This window comes from uncultured Psychroserpens sp. (genome assembly GCF_947503375.1).
Taxonomy (GTDB): domain Bacteria; phylum Bacteroidota; class Bacteroidia; order Flavobacteriales; family Flavobacteriaceae; genus Psychroserpens.
In genome coordinates this window covers 261,507-281,345 of record NZ_CANNDQ010000006.1, presented here as the reverse complement: position 1 = coordinate 281,345, position 19,839 = coordinate 261,507, and the positions used below count along the sequence as shown (strand labels likewise).

Genomic DNA, 19,839 nt, shown 5'->3' with positions numbered 1-19,839 from the left:
GTAGACCGTTAGAGACTCGATTCTTGAATACCTGTGTTTGCAATTCTATCATATATACTTGATGTGCCTCTACTTAACAATACACTCATAAAGTAAATGAGTACGATTATTTGAGGTAATATTAAAAGAACCCAAACCCATAACGGTGTATCAATATTCTTATTTGAGTAATAAACAGACCAGTGCACTGCAAAATGAGCTATTTCCCAAGGTAAAATCTTCAGTAAAACTCTAATAAAAACGTTTCGTTTTGTATTATTTATCACTCTAATTTTGAGTTTCTGTTTTCCTAAAGTTCCATTTTTAGAACTACTTTCATAAAAATAGAAATATAAAAACACAGGTAAGGTTAATGTAAAAAAACTAATTACGTTTCCTGTGATTGGGTCTTGCGTTATTATAGGTTTATCTGAAATGTGATGAATAACTAGTGTCAACAAAAATAATATACCTGCATATGCAATAATGATTATATAATCTAAAAGATAAGCCAAAATACGTTTTAAAATCATAATGATAGATTAGACTTCAAAAGTAAGATATTGTACTCATTTGATATTGTATAAATCGGACACTATTTTCAAGTAGCGTTCTGGCGAATTACCAGTAAATTCATTAAATTCTTTTATAAAATGAGCTTGATCATAATATCCATAATCTAAGTAAAATCCTTTATCATTATGCGAATGAAGTGCTTGTAAAGCATAATGAAATCGTATTACACGAGATAATTTCTTTGGATTTATACCAATTTCATTTACAAACCATCTATTAATAGTTCGCGGTGTAAAAGCAATATGATTTGCGTAATTTTCTATAACTCTAGAGTTTTCATAAGCTGATAAAAAATAAATAAAAGCGTTACTTAAGTTCGTTTGATGTTTCGACAAAGGATGTTCAAGTTTCTTCTCGTAATATGCTTTAAAAACAGCAATACGTGCATCAAATGATGTTGCGTTTTGAATAGCGGCAATTAATAGTTCTTCTTCATAATTACCAATTTCTTTTAGAGTCAGAGTCTTATTAGAAATAGCAATACTTTTTGTTAAATGCAATTGTAGAAATCCTCGTAAATTAAGTGAAACTCCAAATAGTTTGGCATGCATTTTAAAATAATCATATGTCCATGATATCCCTTTAACCTTTGCCTCAAAGTTTAGCTCTAAAGGAAAAAATAAATTAATGTATGGTTCAGGTAAAGAAGGGTAAACATATTCAGACTTTGAAGCCATATCATGAGATTCCCAATAACAGTTAATAGCCTCAGAATAGTTTATTTCTTGCCTATAATTCAAAAGAGAACACTATTTAAACAGCTTTTGCGACAACTTGATGTTGAAGCAATTGTATGTTGCTTATATAGCGTTCTCTAACAATATTCATCATACGCTTGTTCAAGGCAGAGGAGTTTTGAATATAAACACCATATTCTTCAATGGTAAATTGACCAATAATCATTCCTTTTAATGAATTTCTAAACTTCATATCCTTGTGAATTGCATTTTCAATATAATCTAATTGCTTACTCAATGATAGATCATAAAACACATTTTTATGTTTATTAATGTAGTTTTTAAAAACTGCAACTAACAAATCATTTTGCAATTTTATAATAGGTCTTAGGGTTTTATTTTGAAATTGCTCTTCACTAGTCATAGAATCATTAACTATAGCAGAAGCAATGATGGGTCTAATAGCTTTAAGGTCTGTAGATCTATTTGTCATGGCTTTATGTTTTATTAAAAATAGAAATAATGCAAGTCGCATGTAAGGCATGTAGTAGATGTTGTTAACGTTGTTATTAACAACAAGAGCCGAAATTAAATTCGGCTCTAATAAAAAATAATGAATTAAATTATATCTGACTCAGACCACCATCTACCTCTAATTCAATTCCATTAATATAAGATGCATCATCAGAAGCTAGGAATAGTGCGGTTTTGGCAACTTCTTCAGACGTGCCAAAACGACCAAGAGGTACTTGTGCTGCAAAACCTTTACCCATATCTTCAACAACTTCTTGCGGCAAGCCCATCTTACCATATATTGGTGTGTCAATCGGTCCTGGTGCAATTGCGTTAACTCTAATACCCCTAGATTTTACTTCTGAGGTTAATACTCTTGCAAATGAACGGATAGCACCTTTACTAGCTGAATAAACACCTAAACCATCAAAACCTTTCTTGCTAACGATTGAACTAGTAAATAAAATAGTGCCATTATCATTAATGTGTGGTAATGCTTCTTTTATTGCCAATATTGGACCTTTAACGTTAATATTGAATATCTCATCGTAATGTGCTTCAGAGATCTCTGTAGTTGGAGTAGGAGGTGCAATTCCTGCATTCAAGAATAGAATATCTATGTTTCCATATGCATTTGTAGTCTTATTTATTAAATGCACGTTATCTTCAGCCTTTGAAACATCAGCTAGGACAGTGATGAAATCACCAGTTAAATCTTCCGCAACTTCATCAAGAGCTTCTTGTCGTCTTCCAGAAATGACAACTTTTGCTCCTTCTTTCAAATATAGCTTAGCTGTTGCTAATCCTATTCCACTATTTGCGCCTGTAATTACGGCGACTTTGTTTTTTAACTTACTCATAATATTTGTGTTTTATTTGAAACAATCGTTTCAAATTGGTTTAAAAAAATTTAGATTAATGTTTGTAAAATTGTTTTAGTAATACTTTCAAGTTCTTTTCTATCAGAAATCAATATGCCAGTCATCCTAAACCCTTGCAAAGAAGAAAATAAATAAAGTGCGTATTCATGTGCGGTTTTAGAGGTATTAATTAATTGTTCGTCTTGAGCATTTTGAACTAACCCTTCTAACAAACCAACGGTTTGATTTTGATTACTGTATAAGAAGTTGGTTATAGACTCATCATGCTTAGCCATTTCAGATTTACAATTAGTAATCATACAACCTCTACTATCTTTGTTATCAATGATTTCATTCAAATATAAATCAAAAATTAATTCTATGGCTTGTAACGGATTGGTAGCCTTTACTAAAGTAGTTGAAGTCTTTTTTTGATACTTGTCTTGGTATGTATGTAAACACGCCATAAACAAATTCAATTTGCTCACAAATGAGTTGTAAATACTAGATCTATTTAATCCAGTGGCATCTACTAAGTCTTGCATTGATGTGGCATTATAACCTTTACTATGAAAAACTTCAGTCGCTTGCTGAATCACTAAATCTCTATTAAACGTTTCTACTTTTGGCATTTTATATGAAATGAACGTTTCAAAATTAAAAAACTATTCTTTAACTGCTTGTTAAAAATTTGTTATAATTAAAAATTGAAATCAATGTCATGAAATAAAAGTGTTTATGTGTATCTTTGAATTAAACGAGAACTTATGAAATTTGGAAGCGTAGATAATCCAGAATCTATAGATTTCACCTTACCTCAAGACCATATAGACACTACTAGAGTTCTAAATGCTGTTAAAGATGACTGTTTTCCAGAAATATATGTTGGTTGTGCTAAATGGAATAAAGCAGATCTAAAAGGGTTTTATCCCAGAGGAACAAAAGATGAACTGGTTTATTATTCAAAACAATTCAACTCAATTGAACTCAATGCCACATTCTATCGTATTTTCCCAGCTGAACAATTTTCTACTTGGTATGATAAAACACCTGATGGATTTAAGTTTTTTCCAAAGCTCAATCAAGAGATCAGCCATTGGAAGCGTTTAAATGAAGTGCAAGCCGTAGTAGAAAACTACCTTTATAACGCTTCAAACCTTAAAGAAAAGTTAGGCACTATCTTTTTGCAAATGCACACCAATTTTGCGCCAAAAGATTTTGATAGAGTAGTGCACTTTGTAGAAAACTGGCCTAAGACGGTTCCTCTAGCTATAGAGTTTAGACATACCAATTGGTACAATGATGATGCAGTTGCTAATCAGCTCTATGATCTTTTAGAAAAAAATAATGTATCAAATGTTATTGTAGACACAGCTGGCAGACGCGATCTCATGCATATGCGGCTCACAAACTCAACAGCATTTGTACGTTATGTTGGTGCCAATCACGATAGTGATTATTCGAGGCTTGATGATTGGGTAGTTCGTTTAAAATCATGGAAGGAGCAAGGTATTAAAGAGGTAGATTTCTTCATCCACCAGAATATTGAAAAAGCATCTCCTTTACTATCGGCTTATTTTATTAAACAGCTCAACAAAGAACTGAAAACCAATTTAACCATTCCGCAAATGGGCAAACCTCAAACTGAAACATTGTTTTAACTAATAGTTTGCAATATTAAGTCCAAGTATAATGTCTCGTTCTGCTGTTTATTGATTGATGTTAATATCTAAAATTAATATTTGAGATTTTTATAATAGCCTGATTAATAAAAATTTAGAAAAAGATTAACGTGATGTTATGTGTTTTCCTAATAAATGCTAATCTTTACAATAAAAACAATGAGATTTCATACACGCAAATGGGTAAAACCAGAAGACCTTAACCCAAACCAGACCTTATTTGGAGGACAACTTTTAGCATGGATTGATGAAGAGGCCGCATTATATACCATTATTCAACTTGAAAACTCTAAGATAGTAACCAAGTACATGTCTGAAATTAATTTCATGGCATCAGCAAAACAAGGTGACATCATTGAAATTGGCATTGAAGTTTTAAAGTTTGGAAAATCGTCTTTAACGCTTAAATGTGAGGTGCGAAATAAAATGACGCGTGAAACAATTCTAACCGTAGATAAAATCATTATGGTCAACCTTGGCAAAGATGGGAAACCAAAACCACATGGAAAAACTAAAGTTGAATTCGTGAAAGATAGACTGGAGGACGATTAAAACCTTACAGATCATCAGCAAATTTAGTAGGATACTCAAACACTTCTAAATCAAAATAAGGCACAGCAGCAAGTGCATGATCAAAGATATCAGCCATAATGTATTCGTAATTCTCCCAACGTTTATCACTACTAAATGCATAAATTTCAAGAGGTAAACCATGAGGAGTTGGCTCTAATTGCCTCACCATTATGGTCATTTCTTTGTTTACTGCTGAATGATTTTCTATATAGGTTTGAATATATTTTCTGAACACACCAATATTTGTCATATTACGACCATTTATCAAGACAGATTTATCAACATTTCGTTCTGTATTGAAATTAGTAATATCGTTTTGTCGTGTTTCAATATATTTACTAATCAACTGAATGTCCTTTAATTTTTCAAGATGTGCTTCTGTTAGATATTTAATACTTTTCGCTTTTAGAAGAATTGATCGTTTAATTCGTCGCCCACCTGAAGATTGCATCCCTCTCCAATTCTTGTACGAATCAGAAATAAGTGCATAGGTAGGAATATTAGTAATAGTCATATCAAAATTTTGAACTTGAACAGTAGACAAGTTAATTTCAATAACACTACCATCGGCACCATACTTTTCCATAGTGATCCAATCTCCAATTCGTACACTATCGTTAATAGCAACTTGGATACTAGCTACAAAGCCAAGTATGGTATCTTTAAATATCAACAGCAAAATGGCAGAAGCTGCACCAAGTGTTGTAAAGAATTTAATAAACGATAAGTTGATTAAAATGGCTAAAATTGAAGCAATTCCTATAATCCATATAAATAGCATAGCTACTTGAATATAACTATCTATGGGTTTATCTTTAAGCCTTGGAAGCGTTTTAAAATAGGACTCAAACGTTTTAAGAATGCTTCTAATGATCCAAATGGTGAGTATAATTCCATAGACTTTTAGAAGCATAATGATGTACTTTTCAAAATGCGGAAAATCATGAAATACCAATGGAAACAATTGAATGGTTAACACTAAAGGTACCAAATGTGCTATTCGTCTTGGTGCACGATGACTAACCAAAAGGTTATCAAAATTGGTTTTGGTCTTATCAGAAAATGCAGTAGAAAAATTAATGATAATTCGTCTAGCTATTCGATCTGCAATAAAAAGAAGTACAGCCAATATGAGCAATAAGCATAACATATTCAAGTACTTTGCAGATACTTCCGAAAGCCCTAGAGATATAAAATGATCGTAAAAAAAATGACGTATACGCTCCATTATTTAGCTTTTTTCAAATAAACGCGATCTATGTAAAACGTTCCAAAAGGAATAATAGAAGCGATCAGCACTTTAAAAACAGTTGTATTATTCCATTTCATCTCTGAGGCTAGCATAATTGCTAAAACAATATAGACCAAAAATAAGATGCCATGTGGCATTCCTAATAGTTTCACATATTGATCATCACCAGCAAAATGTTTAATAGGTGTAGCAATAAATAGTAATAAGATGTATGAAACACCTTCTAAAAGTGCAATTATTTTAAAGCTTTTAAACAGTGATAGCATGTATGTATGTTTTGAGTGCAAAAATACCTCAAACCTCTTATTTTATCTAGTTTTTAACAACTTTTTTAACGAATGCTACCTCATTTGCTTCTGTAATGAATTTAGCAAAATACAATCCGCTTCGCAACGCATTTAGATCTAGCGTTGTTGTATTTCTATCAATTGAAGCTGAATGTACTCGTTTACCATCTAAACTATAAACTTCAACGTGTAATATAGAGTTGCTTGTATTTGAAACATGAAGCTCATCTTGAAATGGAATAGGATAGAGGCGAACCAAATCTTCTAGAGTATAACTAGGCACACTTAAAGTCCCTTGAAAATATTGCGTAGCAAGATCGTAAGCATCATTCCCTATTTTCTCTCCAATAAGTCGTCCTCTAATATCATCAATAGGTGGATGAATACCTCCCCAAATTCTAGATAAACTAGTTTGGTCAGAAGCATCACGATAGGTAGCCCATTGCAAGGTCATATCTACTGATGGTCCAACTTCAAAAACTAAAAAGTCGTTTTGCGCTAGATCAAATGTTCCCATACCACCAGGAAAAAACGGATCTCCAGTAATACGCGTTAAGACTTCGGCAGCAGCTCTAGAAAACGTAGAGTGACCAGAAAGGTAACCAGCAAAAGGAGGCGTTACAAAGGTAGCACGCTGATAAGGCCACCAACGTTCTCCTAATATCCAATCTACACCAGCAATATCTGTATCAGGATCACTGATAAAATCTGGACCTTTCCATGCATACACTTTAATTTTATTTACATTTTCATCATTGTCACCAGCTAATGGATCTCCAACTTGAATTAGTTCTATTAAACCAGGAATAAGTGGTAAACCATGACGATCGTAACTAGGTAAAGTGCTATCTGTACTTTGCCCTTTTCCTGCCATATATCGTATTGCCGAAATGGGACGAATGTAATCATAATACCCTTTTATTCCCCAAGTATTTACAGCAGAATCATGCATGGCTCCACCAAGTGCTAGATAAGACTTCACATCCCATTCTAAATCACTTACAATTGGTCCTTCACCACCAATACGCTTCTCAATATCTGGATGATCACTAACGTAGTTGATAATTGTAAACCAGTGTCCAGGTGGTGTTTCAGAATCTGGTCCATCTGCCCAAAATTCAGCTAAAACCCTTGCGTAATCTGCACGTTTTACCATATTTGGTTGATAAGGCATTCCAGTACTTGGATTTAAAGTATGACCTGTACTGGCATCTCCACCATTAGTAAAATCGTAAAATGCCTTGTACTCCTCAAATGTTTCAGGGTAATTTGTGCTGTCAAAATTCCCAATAGCACCAGGAGATATGTCAATCATCGTGTTATCACTTGGATCTAAATGAGACGACCAAGCAGCTACAAGAGCAAAATGCCATTTGTAAGGATCGTCAATACCATCATCATTAGAATCTTGTATGTATACTGGTGGACCTGGATCATTGTATACGTAACAATCAAATCCGTCATTTAAAACCTCAAGGTCTTCAGGTGGTAAGCAAAAAGGGGTAACTGTTCCCCATTCTGGACTTAAAAATGCAGGTGTAGCTGCAGGAAATACATTTCCACTTTGATCTACAAACGAATCAAAAGCCAGTGGTTGCCATTTATTTGGATCAATATTGGTATTGTCTAAATACATATTTAATATCAACGCAGGATTATCTGGCGTATATACCGTATTTGCATAATCGTTTTGCTCGTTAGACGTATCTTGTTGTCCGAAAGCAATGATCTCACTAGCTAGGTAATTACCAAGTGCTGCATAAGAACCTGAACTATAATCGGTAGACGAAAAGTTAATATCATATCCAAAACCAGTAAAGAGATTTTCAACCTCTAAGGCAATTTCTGTACTTCCAGGAGAGTTCTCAAACCTGTAATTCAATAAGCGATACATGGCATAACTTATCATTTCGTGTCGAGCAGCATCAACATTAGTAGGAGGTATGATGCCATTAAAAGGAGAGGAGAAGCCACCAAAATCTTTTCCTAAGAAAACCGTTTCGGCTTGAGCATCGAAAACTGCCCAAGAATCATACATAATTACAGCACTATGAAATAAATTTCTTGCATGCACTGTAGGTCTTGCAAAATCTGAACGTATGGCATCTAATAAAATTTCGTTCCATTCGCGAGCTACAGATTGCTGCGCGTTGAGAGTCGTTAAAGAGCTAACTAATATTACGATTATAAGTAGTAATTTTTTCATCATAAATGAGTAGGTGGATAATATAATCAAAAATAGGAAAGTTTTGTTAATCACAAAATTTATCGTTTTGGTATCGACAAAAGGTGAGAATCATGGGTAAGAGTAGTGTCAAAGCAAAAAAAAAGCTACTACAATTTGCAGTAGCTTTCCATGGATTAACTAACCATAAAAATACGAGGTCAAGTTATTGCTATTATTTCGCAGCCATCAATGCGAAAAACTTGTCAATGTTTGGTAAGATTACGATACGTGTTCTGCGGTTTTTGGCTCTATTTTTATTAGAATCATTAGCTGCTAACGGTTGGTAGAAGCTACGTCCAGCAGCTATTAATTGCTCTGGAGCAACGTTGTAATCGTTTTGCAATTTTTTTACAACAGAAGTTGCACGAAGCACACTTAAATCCCAGTTATCTTTAACCGCAGCAGTACTTTTTAAAGTTTGATTGTCTGTATGGCCTTCAACCATGATGTCTAAGCTTTCTTCAGAATTAACCACATTTGCAATTTTTTGAAGAATTGCATCCGCTTTTTTACTAATTCTGTAACTACCAGAATCAAAAAGCATTTTATCTGAAATAGAGATCATCACCACAGTTTCTTCGATATTTACGGCAATATCTTCGTCTTCTTCAATGGTATCCATTGATTGTTTTAAGTTGAACTGAACGGCAAGGTTCATAGAATCTTTAAGGGTTTTTGCAGTTGCTAAATACGCAGGAGGCACACTCTTAAGTGATTCACGCATCATGTGTTTTTGATTTTCAGAGATCACCACACCATCAACACTTACCAATTTTGAATTGTTAGCTTCGGTAAGCGAACTAATTTTAGAATTGTAATCGTCCACACGTACTTGAATGGCCTCAAATTTGGCTTCAAGTTCTTCTTTTTCGACTTTAGTTTTAGTGAGTTCGCTTTTTAGTTCACCATTATCTTGCTCTAAGGCTACATACTTTTTCTTTGATACACAAGCGGTCAATACTAATGTAGAAAGGGTAATTAAAGTAATTCGTTTCATAGTTACGTTTTAAAAGTTTTTAGTTATATAAATATGTACGCAACAAATAGGTGTTCGGACTTTCACCATTCTAATTTTTATTAACAGGGATTGTTAACTATTCTGATTTACAGATAATTACAAAGTATGACCTAAAAAAAGCCCTGAACTATTCAGCGCTTTCAATTAAAGGATATGAGGTATGGTTATTCACATTCTTCAGTAGGCATTTCAAAAAGCCCTCTAACATTTACAATTTGAGCAGTATCACTAGTAAGTGAGAGATTAACATTGAGACTTCCTTTATAAATTTGGCAACCATTTTCGCCTTCATTAATTTCGGTAATGGTAATGGTGCCATCTTCAGTATAGTAAACATCTGTTTGGTTTCTCGACAAAAAAACTGTGTTTTCACTTGGGCTGCTGCCTTGAACCATAGTATAGGTAGTCACTTCTATAGGGAATGGCAAGTAAAAGCCGAAGAAGTTTACCAAATTATCGTCACCAGCAGTAATGGCCACACGATCGTTGTTAACGCTAATGCCTTGGCGATTAATAGCAATTTGTTCGCTATTGAATCCTGCGCCATCTAAGGTGAATTCAAAATGACTGGTGAGTTGAGGTTCTTGAGAACTTTCATTATCATCATCATCAGATGCACAAGAGAACGCTAAACAAATTAAGCAACAGATTAAAAAAAGATTTTTCATGATATGTATTTATGATTGTGTTATACATCATGATATCGTAATACATTAAAAATGTCATCCAAAATTATTTACTAGAGAGTTGTAGGCTTAGAGTAATGCATAAATTTTTATTTTACATAATATAAATTATAGTACATTTAATAGAATTTGCGTAATAGCTCATTTATGAGGTATTTGACATAATTATAGATATAACTAACGTATTGCGTTTTATATCGTTCATGATTATGTACAAGCAAATTTTGTATTAAGAACTAATCATCCAGTGGATAATTGGTTTTATTTGTGCATAATATTTTTTTCTACGCGATTTTTCGGAGTAATTCTATTTTAAATCAATGTCCTCAAGTATGCTTCGCATTTCTCGTCATCTTGCCATAAGAGCTTAAATTTTAACAAATCGACTTTAGGAGATTCACGAACTCTATTAAAATTTATGAAATAATTAAACACGTGAGTAAAATAAAATTCCAAGCACTTATTCTATTTTCGCTATTATTTAAATTTTTTGTTTGGGACTATTAATATTATGTAAAATAGAATATTGAAGCTTAGAACTAGTCAAGGTTTTATTAAATCTTTTTTTCTTGATAAAAAAAGAAATCGAATTTGTGAGATTCACGAATACTTAATAAATAGATGTGACGTGAGCTAAACAAAAAAATCAAGTAGGTATTTTAAAAATTGATACTCAATCAATTCTTTAAAATAGTATATAATTTTGGAAACAATTACGTTTCGTTTCACTATATTTTAGACTATTTAGCGTTTAAAGAATGTCTAGTAGATATTCTTAGCTAAATACAATCGAAACTAGATTTTAGCAAAGTGTTGTATCCAAATGTTTTAGCCAAAATTTTATGAGGCCAGATAAAATTTGAAAGAAATATTAAAAGAACAACTCCTTAATTTTATCTTCTAAATTAGGTCGATAAACTGTAACAACATTTGCATGTTTTTCTACTAAAGAGTCTAAATCAGTAGTATTGTCTTGTGAGTAAAATATTATCGGAATGTGTCCTAAATGCTCTTCAAATCTGATGTCATCAATATACTTATCACCTCTATACGGTTCCATGTTGTAATCCATAATTACACCATCAAAATTAATAGCGTTTAATTGTTGAACTACATCTTCCCCATTTTCAGCATGTATCACTTTTAACTTAATCTTATATTTGCCGGCAACAATCTCCAGGTTAATTCTGGCAGAATCTGCCCAATTTTCCATGTCGTCAATCCAAAATAACTTAATTACTTTCATATTTCTTAAATTCTAGTATAAATGTAGCTCCTTTGCTATTGTTTTCTGCTTTAACACTTCCTTTCATTGATTTCATGATTTTTCTAACATGATTTAAACCAATGCCTGAACCGTCAGTAGTTGTAAATCCTAAGTCATATAATTTTGGGAAATGTTCATCTTTGATTCCTAAACCATCATCTTCGAATCGGATTACAAAATTACCTTCTTCATTTTCAATTAACATTATCACTAAATTACTTGCATTAGCCTTTTTGGCATTATTGATAATATTATCAAGTATAATATTTATTTCAATTGGCTTGTATTTAGTAATAAAATCCTTATTGATATATTGCTCTAATTCTATTTTTAGAGATTTATCTGTAACTGTTGGAATAATATTTTGAATATATTCTCTAACATAATTATTTAAATCTTTTATTACATATTCGGCATCTAGTTTAAAATTTGCTTTAGTAGCAAACGATGCTATGTTTAATATTTTTTTCGTTTCAAAACTTAACAATCTAATTATATTCAATAATTCTTCATGTGTAAGTTCTATATTATTTTGAACCCTCAATGAAATTCCTTTTAGATTTGCATCTATAGTTCCTGCATAAATTCCTATGTGATGCAGTAAACTTATGACTTCTTCAAAATCTTGACTATTTATAGACTTAAGAAATAAGTTTTCACTTATTTGTTCCTTAAGTTTTGCAGTAGCTTTTTGAGCTTTTTTTAACTCTACTTCTGCTTGTTTTTCTGCTTGCTCTTGAGCTTTTCTTATATCTGACAGCTTTTCAACTGCATCATTAACCTTACCAATTAATTTATCATTTTCAGATTCAAAAGCAATCTTCTGAAGATTTTTCACTATTGATTCGGCACTATCAACTTGACTAGCATTAAGAATATCTAAAAAATTATCTGGCACATCAAATGAAACTATATCTTCACTATCAGTTAGTTTTTCTAATAAATCAGAAATTCTTGAGTTTATATCGTAACCATAATTATCCTCAATACTTAATCCCCATTGTTGGACATTGACAACATACTTTTCAAGCTTCCTTATAACAGAATAAAAACATAAAACTAATTCATCATAAGTAGGTGTCTTTTTTAAACCATCGCCTCTACTCGACGTTTCTTTTAATTCTTCTGTTTCATATGATATATTAACTTGTCCCATAATCTCCCTTGTTCCAAGGAATCTATTATATCCTTGGGCTTTTCTTGCATCAAGTTTTAAAGGATCTTCTCCTGGTTCTCCAAAAGGGTAAATTCTGAATCCATTTTTATACAAAAAAATATGACCATAATCTTTTGATGATAGGCCCATCCTTTTAGCAAATGTCAATTTCGCAGATTGATTGAGATAATATATTGTAAAATCAATATCTTTTAATAATGGAAATTCTTTATTTTTTTCTTTAACATTATAAATTAATGTTCCTCCATCAAAAAGTTTTGTTGTAATAAAATTTCCATCTTCTGAAATTTCACTAATTATTTTAGTAGTTTTTAATCCAAGCGTTTCAAAAATAAAATTTTGAATTTCTCCATTTATTTTATCATAATATTCAGAGTAATTAGAATCTTCATCTATTTCTTCAGGAACATGTAAGAAAATTTTAAAATCCTTGTCTTTTCTGTCATTTAAAGGATTGATTAATTTAGCAAGTGAATTTTTCAGCGTAATTAGTTTATCTCTATTCCAATCACTTCTTAAATTTTCTATTATTAAAATTGTTCCGTGATTTATTCCATAATTACTACTATCAATTGTTTCATGTTCAACACTTATATCTACAAATTCAGTTCGAAGATTCGATTCAAACTTTTCCCATTCAGTAAGAAGAACTTCGGTTTTAGGATTCTTTTCCTTTTTAGTGGTTTCGAGAAAAAGAGATTTCCCTAATCTATCACATGAAAATCTACCAATTCCTTTTGCGCCTGCAAATGGTCTTTTAGTATAAATATTATCTCGATAATCAAAAGACTCATCTTCTGTACCTTCTTTTTTTGCAGAATAAGCCACAAACAACCACTTATTGATTAGGTCTTGGTAATTCATGCCCTTACCATCATCTTTGATAATTATACAAGCATTGTCTGTATAAATATTCTCAAAAGTAATATCAACTCTAGTTGCATATGCATCAAATGAGTTTTTAACCAACTCAAATACAGCGATATAATCATCTGTAATTAAATCTTTGCCTATAATGTCTTTAAGAGCAGAACTAACTTTAAACTGTAATTCATTTTTCATTCTACTAACAAAGATTTTAAAATGATTCCGCTTTGTTCTCCAAACAGAGGTGGTATAGCGTTTCCAATTTGTGAATAACGAGGTACTTCTTGAGTTCTTCTTTTACCACCAGTTGTATATTTCCCCTTAAATTCATACCAATCATTAAAGGATTGTATTCTAGCATACTCTCTTACAGTAAAAATTCTTGGCTCACAATAATGAACATAATCATCTGGTAAAGTTGTTATTGTAGGTGTTGGAGTGTTACCAGCTAATGGTATAATGGTTCTCTTTTTAAGATTAAATTTCTCTTTTATTTCATTTGACAAAGTTTTATTCTTTTCAGCATTCTCTAAAATATATTCAAGTTTTTTTATTGTTTTTCTAGAATGCTTTGCAAAACGATGACTATCAGGGATTTTAGTTTTTACTTTACCTTTTAATAATTTTTGATATGATGATTCCGCTTTATTATAAAATGCTGTTTTATAAGAATCAGTGTCTGGGGAAATTGTTTCTTCTTTTCGCAATAAATCTGATATTGCATCTTCAAGCGTATTCGTTAATCCTATCTTTTTATTAACAAGAAAATCGTTTTTGTTTGCATTTATAGATTCAAAGAATACTTTTGGTTGAGTATGCTTTTCTAAATCTTTCCTAACACCAACAAGAATAAACCTTGTTCTTTTTTGTGGAACACCGAATTCGGAAAAATCAACCAATTTACCGTAGACATTATAGCCAATGTAGTTTTTAGACTTTGGAGTATATCTTAAAGCTCTTTTTACGTATTCAGAATAAGCTTTACCTTTTGTTTTATTTTTATCAAATTTTTGCGTAAATCCTTTTACATTTTCAAAAAATATAATTTTGGGTTGTACGTTTCGAATAAATTTTATATATGATTTTATTAATTCATTTCTAGAGTCATTCTCATTTCTCATTCCTGCGGTTGAAAATCCTTGACAAGGAGGTCCACCAGCAACCATATCAACATTGCCTTTTAAAGCTTTTAGGTTTTTTGAATACTTTTTTAGTACTTCATTAATATCGTGAGAAGATTGAGGCAACCAATTCGGCCAACTAAAATGATTTTCATGTAATATTAGATTGTGTTCTAATGTTTTAAATGCATCTTGATTTTTCTCTATCGCAAATAAACCTTTCCAAAGACCAGAATTATAAAGTCCTAGCGAAAGTCCACCACAACCAGAAAATAAGTCTATGTAGGTTAGTTTTTTTTTATTCATATATGATTTTGTATTCAACTTAACAAAGTACGAAAAATTATTTAAAAATTGAAAGCATTATTTCATATCATTTTACAGATAATATTTAAAGCCATTCCACACACATTCCACTTCTCTCCTATCGTCGCTTCGTAAAAAGTGTTTATTCGCGCACACATTATTTTATTAAATAAGTGCTTATGATTGCTTCGCAATTCATTAACATTGTAGAAGAAACTTCTAGGAGTAAATTTTTTCAAGAAACAGTGGTACGCCAATGCGCCAACTAGCTCATTCACTAAAAAGGTCTACCAGAACTTTTCTTAACGCTCTGCCCTGCTTTTAACCAAATCGAAGAATGAGATTCGACGAAGCTTGCGAAGTCAAATATCTCATCCAAGATTCGCGAAAACCTCTAAAACAATATTGTCGATTTGAGCAAAGCTCAAGTTACATAACGCAAGAACATTATAGTACATTTAATACAATTACTCTCAGCTACTGTTTTTTTACGTTTAAATGCGTTTAATCCAAACCAACCGTTCTTAAGAACTTATTTGAGAACAATTTTTGCATATCATTTGATAATAATTGTTTTCGCTGTGTTTTCCATCGCTCTGCTTTATCACCAAACATGTGGGTAACTAAATCTGGGAATTTCCAATCGCTATTTTTTCCCCAATGAATGGTAAACGGAATGCTATTCGCTTTTAAGACTTCTATCATTCGTCTTGAGTATTCTTCCAAACTCATTATTTTTCTCGTTTTTTTCCACAGCACACCATCAATTTCAATCATACAAGTGATCGGGAACTTGGTAAATCCAAGTGTAGCTTTAGTTTGTTTTACAAAGCGTAAGGCAAATATGCCAGGTATTGGTCCTTCATCTCGTGTTAGCTTACCAAGAAGTTGCATCACTTTTTCTGAATCTTTATGGTCAATCCCAAATGAACAGGCAAATGCAGGTCCTTGATATGGTGCATCCCAAAAAATCTCTTTGAGCATTCCTGTGGTTTCTTCATTTACTGCTGGCAAAATAGTTTTGCGCAAACGTTTTACCAACCAAGGAATGCTTTTTGGAAAATTTTCGGCTAGTTTTACAAAAAGATGAATCAAATCTCGATATAACGATTCTTTAATAATTGGAAATGGATCTAGATAATGATTTGTATATGGTTTTTTGTACATGGCTTCTACAACACAATCAGATTCGTCACTATATTGATTGATAAATATTTTATAGTGAAAAGGTCTATTGCCATTGCCTTGTGCATCTGTCTCACCTTGAATTTTAAAACTTGAATTATTAAAGTCCATTGTATTGGCAAGCTCAAAGGCTACGCTTTTCTTTATTTTTTTCACATAACGTTTTATTAGAAAAACGTTTTCAGCTTCTATAACCACGCCATGAATAAATCCAAAACTACCCAACCCAACTAATGCTGCATAAAATAATTCATCATCTCTAATGACTTTTGAGTTTAAAGTAGCAATGAAATTATCATTTAATGCTGGTTTAGATGCTGGTTCTACGTATACAATATCGTCTAAATTAGGACCAGTAATCAGATTAAGCCCAACAACATAGTCTTGTACTGAGCCTATATCAAGACCTGCACCGTGAACACCTGTAGAAATGCAACCTGCTATCGTTTGTCCGTTACTTGCGCCACTTGTTTTAAGTGACTTTCCGTTTTCGGCTAATGTTTCAGATATTTCTTTAATGGTATTTCCACATTCAAATAAGAATAAATTTGTTGAATCGTAAGTACTATCTTGATGGCATTCACTAGCGTGAATAGGCATGGAAATATTCATAAATCCATTAAAATGCATTCGATCTTTTTGGCTCGCTATATTACTCATAGACCAAGCAGATCCATAGGCTCTAAAACCTTCACCTGACTGATGTGCTGCTTTAATTAGTCGTTGTATTTCACGTGCTGCATCATTATAACGATCAATTTTATTAGGCATCACTCGTTCGCCTTCTAGTTTGGTTTGGAATAATACTTTTAACGGAAAAGGTCCATTTCTATGTAACGTATCCCACTCATTTAATTGCTTCGATTTTGTGGTTGCCATAATAATTGGGTTTAAGGTTTTTCGCAGACGTATTTAATTTTCATTTTTCGCTTTCTTCCAAAGGTGATCGCACTTAGTAATACACCACCAAATGTATTGCGATACTCTACCATATTTAATTTACCAGACGCGCAAACATCGCTCTCTTTAATTAGAAAAGTGAAATCTTTTGAAGTCAGTTTCATATTAATAACGGTGTCTATCTCTACAACTTCCATTCCTCTATAGTAGTCATCTCTGTCAGAAAATGGGTCAGGTTGAGGCGCTCCGTTTTCACTTCTTAGCCTCACTGTATAACATGATGTGAGCAGACAAAGTGTGATTGTGATTAAAAAGAATTTAATGTGTTTCATAATAGTTGAATGTGTTTATTTTATTAAAGCTTATTATATGAGTTTAGATTCTAAATACCTCAGCTTTTTAAATGGCGATAAAGTATGTAGAACTACTTTTGCAAAGTCATTACGTTTTACAAAAAATTAGTGGTTTGTCAAATAAATTAATTAAGCTTTCGGCATAAACAATCTGCGTTATTTAAATTGCCTAAGGGAGATATTAATCACTAAATATCAAGTGATTACATAAATATAATAAAAATTTTCCAATATAAGCACTCTTATTATGCTTAAAGGAGAAATTAAGTAAATTCCCTTAAAAATTCTTCGATAGATTTCAGTACCATTTCATTATTATGAATGAAGTCTTTATTTCTGGCGCTCGATTTTTCATTTTTTTCAAATGCTTCAAAAACTTTAGAGGTATCCGCAGTTAATTTTCTCATGAGCGTTGGTAGTTTTGACTTGATGTATTCTTGAACTTCAAATAATTCATTTGCAGATGCTAAAGAAGATGAGACAATAAAGTCTAATAAATTCACAGAACGCTTACAAGCTTTATTACACAAGATCTCTTCGTCTATGAAATTTATGGCATATGATTCGGTCAAACCCATTTGCTTTTGAACTTCTAAAATGAAAGACATAATTATCCGATCGCGTTTCCAGGATCGATTTATCTTTAGGGTTGGACGAATAGAATTGCATATTTCTTCTAGATCTGACAACATCAATCCTTTGTTTTCTGAGCTTTGTATTCGATCTTCTGATGCTTGCCATAATGCAGTTAAATAAATATAGCGTTCAATGGTTTTTTTAGTAATGTTTGTGCCTTTATCGGTTTCCGAAATTAACTTTTTAGTTAAACTTAAAATCAAAGGCTTACTAATTGTACCGTTTTTATCAAAAGACGAATTAAAATGATCTTTGAGCTTGTTTATTAATGCAACTCTGTCTTTATTGATTAAATCTTCATGCTTTCCTTTGATTTTTTCTTTTTCCTTAAACTTAGCAATTACAGCATTAATCTCATCTTCAGAAACATTACGACTGTCGGAAATATTAATCGTCTTTTTAGTGCCAGTAATATTGTAGGTCACAAAAAGGTCGCCAATACGCCTTTGGAATTTTTGCGCTTTAAATATCTCTTTAAATGGAATTTCTCTATTAGATATGAATGGATTTTCTATGAGTTGACCAGCTGTTTTATTTTCTATGGTTTCATTAAAATTATTTCGACTGTAAAACACATTAAATTTATGGTAGTCAATATTATTATCATTATCAACAATGCTTCCAATACTAACAGCTTCCGTTTTTGTCAAATCTGTTTGTTGTGTGTGTATTTCAAATCTATTCGAGCCATCTTCATTTGTTAAAGTAATAGGATAAAACCGATTGTATTTAGCTAAATCTACATATGCTTTTTCATTAGTGTCATAAATACCATAGTTGTAGTTTTTTGGAATTTCGATCGGATTGAATTTCATAAAAAATAATACCGAAAGCACACTACATAAACTAATTACAGCAAACCACACCTTGGAAGAAAAATTGTCAAATTGTACTAAACTCAAATGTATTTCTGGAAACTTAAAGAATGCTGTTATATTAGATAAGACGGCAAAAAGCCCACGGATCTTAGAAAATGACAAGCCTAAAAACGTACTAAGTATTGCAATAAAGCCAGTAATTTTCTCCTGTGTAAAATACTCATCTTGCAAATAAACATTTCGATTTATCTTATAATTCCAAATACTTAATACTGCTATTAAGCTTAATAACAACACGAGGTTTGTTTTTGTTAGCAATGCTGAGCTATTACGTTTAATGGCTTCAACAACTAGAGTTCCATTGTCTAGATTAACAACCTTACTTTCAATTTTTAAGTCTAATTTTCTTGAATTGATAAAATTGAACTGACAAGTAAAACGAATTTGCTTCACCGCTTCTGAAGTCAAATAATCTTTAACCTCCTCTTTTACTTTGTCTATTGAAAATGCAATGACTAAAAGGTTAGAGTTATTGTTTTCAGTATCACGAAATTCAATCGGACTTATAATTTCTTCACCTATAATTCCATTTGAAGTAGAGTTGTTTATATATGGATGAAATGTAGTGTTTGTTGATGGATACGATTCATGTTTTCCGATTTGTACTTCTTCTATCACGACATTATTCAACCCTCGAGGTCCTGAATCTATATTGGTGAAAAGAATAGGAATTTCAAAGTCTAAGCCTAATGAAGAATCAATCGCATTAACATTGTGTTTCAGCTTACCATTTATATTGCTTTTTTTTATATCCATATTTTTGAATACGATACTAATACAACGCTTAATGGAAACGAAAAATTCATAACCATCAAGCGA

The 19,839-nt window shown here is 32.0% G+C and carries 18 protein-coding genes; 2 read left to right on the top strand and 16 right to left on the bottom strand.

Annotation, left to right across the window (positions count from 1 at the left end; all coding sequences use genetic code 11):
* Positions 1–8 precede the first annotated feature (8 nt).
* From Q0876_RS12165 to Q0876_RS12145, 5 genes are all read right to left on the bottom strand, one after another.
* Entirely contained in the window at positions 9–512 is a 504-nt protein-coding gene (locus tag Q0876_RS12165; RefSeq protein WP_299228246.1) for an RDD family protein, read from the bottom strand.
* A gap of 36 nt (positions 513–548) precedes the next feature.
* Positions 549–1,295: a helix-turn-helix domain-containing protein gene (locus tag Q0876_RS12160; RefSeq protein ID WP_299228244.1), complete on the bottom strand. Its 747-nt coding sequence runs from the start codon at positions 1,293–1,295 to the stop codon at positions 549–551.
* Between the two features lie 13 nt (positions 1,296–1,308).
* Complete coding sequence (locus Q0876_RS12155; RefSeq protein ID WP_299228242.1) at positions 1,309–1,725, bottom strand: glyoxalase; 417 nt, start codon at positions 1,723–1,725, stop codon at positions 1,309–1,311.
* A 130-nt stretch (positions 1,726–1,855) separates the two neighbouring features.
* Complete coding sequence (locus Q0876_RS12150; protein ID WP_299228240.1) at positions 1,856–2,605, bottom strand: SDR family NAD(P)-dependent oxidoreductase; 750 nt, start codon at positions 2,603–2,605, stop codon at positions 1,856–1,858.
* A gap of 50 nt (positions 2,606–2,655) precedes the next feature.
* On the bottom strand, positions 2,656–3,237 hold the full coding sequence (locus Q0876_RS12145) for a TetR/AcrR family transcriptional regulator (protein ID WP_299228238.1): 582 nt from the start codon (positions 3,235–3,237) through the stop codon (positions 2,656–2,658).
* Between the two features lie 135 nt (positions 3,238–3,372).
* Between Q0876_RS12145 and Q0876_RS12140 the strand changes: the two genes are divergently transcribed.
* Both Q0876_RS12140 and Q0876_RS12135 read left to right on the top strand, forming a co-directional pair.
* Positions 3,373–4,266: a DUF72 domain-containing protein gene (locus Q0876_RS12140; RefSeq protein WP_299228236.1), complete on the top strand. Its 894-nt coding sequence runs from the start codon at positions 3,373–3,375 to the stop codon at positions 4,264–4,266.
* Between the two features lie 180 nt (positions 4,267–4,446).
* Positions 4,447–4,839 carry a hotdog domain-containing protein gene (locus Q0876_RS12135; protein WP_299228234.1) on the top strand — a complete coding sequence of 131 codons (393 nt, stop codon included), beginning with the start codon at positions 4,447–4,449 and terminating at the stop codon, positions 4,837–4,839.
* A 4-nt stretch (positions 4,840–4,843) separates the two neighbouring features.
* Here Q0876_RS12135 and Q0876_RS12130 read toward each other — a convergent pair whose 3' ends face one another.
* The 11 genes from Q0876_RS12130 to Q0876_RS12080 form a co-directional block, all read right to left on the bottom strand.
* Positions 4,844–6,088, bottom strand: coding sequence for a mechanosensitive ion channel domain-containing protein (locus tag Q0876_RS12130; protein ID WP_299228232.1), 1,245 nt, complete (start codon positions 6,086–6,088; stop codon positions 4,844–4,846).
* Positions 6,088–6,378, bottom strand: coding sequence for a DUF3817 domain-containing protein (locus Q0876_RS12125; RefSeq protein ID WP_299228230.1), 291 nt, complete (start codon positions 6,376–6,378; stop codon positions 6,088–6,090). The genes Q0876_RS12130 and Q0876_RS12125 overlap by 1 nt, the downstream gene beginning before the upstream one ends.
* A gap of 46 nt (positions 6,379–6,424) precedes the next feature.
* Entirely contained in the window at positions 6,425–8,608 is a 2,184-nt protein-coding gene (locus tag Q0876_RS12120; RefSeq protein ID WP_299228228.1) for a T9SS type A sorting domain-containing protein, read from the bottom strand.
* A gap of 190 nt (positions 8,609–8,798) precedes the next feature.
* The gene (locus Q0876_RS12115) at positions 8,799–9,623 is read right to left on the bottom strand and encodes an OmpA family protein (RefSeq protein WP_299228224.1); all 825 of its coding nucleotides are present in this window, start codon (positions 9,621–9,623) and stop codon (positions 8,799–8,801) included.
* A 185-nt stretch (positions 9,624–9,808) separates the two neighbouring features.
* Positions 9,809–10,312, bottom strand: coding sequence for a hypothetical protein (locus tag Q0876_RS12110; protein WP_299228222.1), 504 nt, complete (start codon positions 10,310–10,312; stop codon positions 9,809–9,811).
* An 889-nt stretch (positions 10,313–11,201) separates the two neighbouring features.
* The gene (locus tag Q0876_RS12105) at positions 11,202–11,543 is read right to left on the bottom strand and encodes a response regulator (protein WP_367276652.1); all 342 of its coding nucleotides are present in this window, start codon (positions 11,541–11,543) and stop codon (positions 11,202–11,204) included.
* A gap of 19 nt (positions 11,544–11,562) precedes the next feature.
* Positions 11,563–13,836 carry an ATP-binding protein gene (locus Q0876_RS12100; RefSeq protein WP_299228218.1) on the bottom strand — a complete coding sequence of 758 codons (2,274 nt, stop codon included), beginning with the start codon at positions 13,834–13,836 and terminating at the stop codon, positions 11,563–11,565.
* On the bottom strand, positions 13,833–15,068 hold the full coding sequence (locus tag Q0876_RS12095) for a DNA cytosine methyltransferase (protein ID WP_299228216.1): 1,236 nt from the start codon (positions 15,066–15,068) through the stop codon (positions 13,833–13,835). The genes Q0876_RS12100 and Q0876_RS12095 overlap by 4 nt, the downstream gene beginning before the upstream one ends.
* A gap of 504 nt (positions 15,069–15,572) precedes the next feature.
* Entirely contained in the window at positions 15,573–17,132 is a 1,560-nt protein-coding gene (locus Q0876_RS12090; protein ID WP_299228214.1) for an FAD-binding protein, read from the bottom strand.
* Between the two features lie 11 nt (positions 17,133–17,143).
* Complete coding sequence (locus Q0876_RS12085) at positions 17,144–17,485, bottom strand: hypothetical protein (protein ID WP_299228212.1); 342 nt, start codon at positions 17,483–17,485, stop codon at positions 17,144–17,146.
* Between the two features lie 284 nt (positions 17,486–17,769).
* Positions 17,770–19,776, bottom strand: coding sequence for a hypothetical protein (locus tag Q0876_RS12080; protein WP_299228210.1), 2,007 nt, complete (start codon positions 19,774–19,776; stop codon positions 17,770–17,772).
* Positions 19,777–19,839 lie beyond the last annotated feature (63 nt).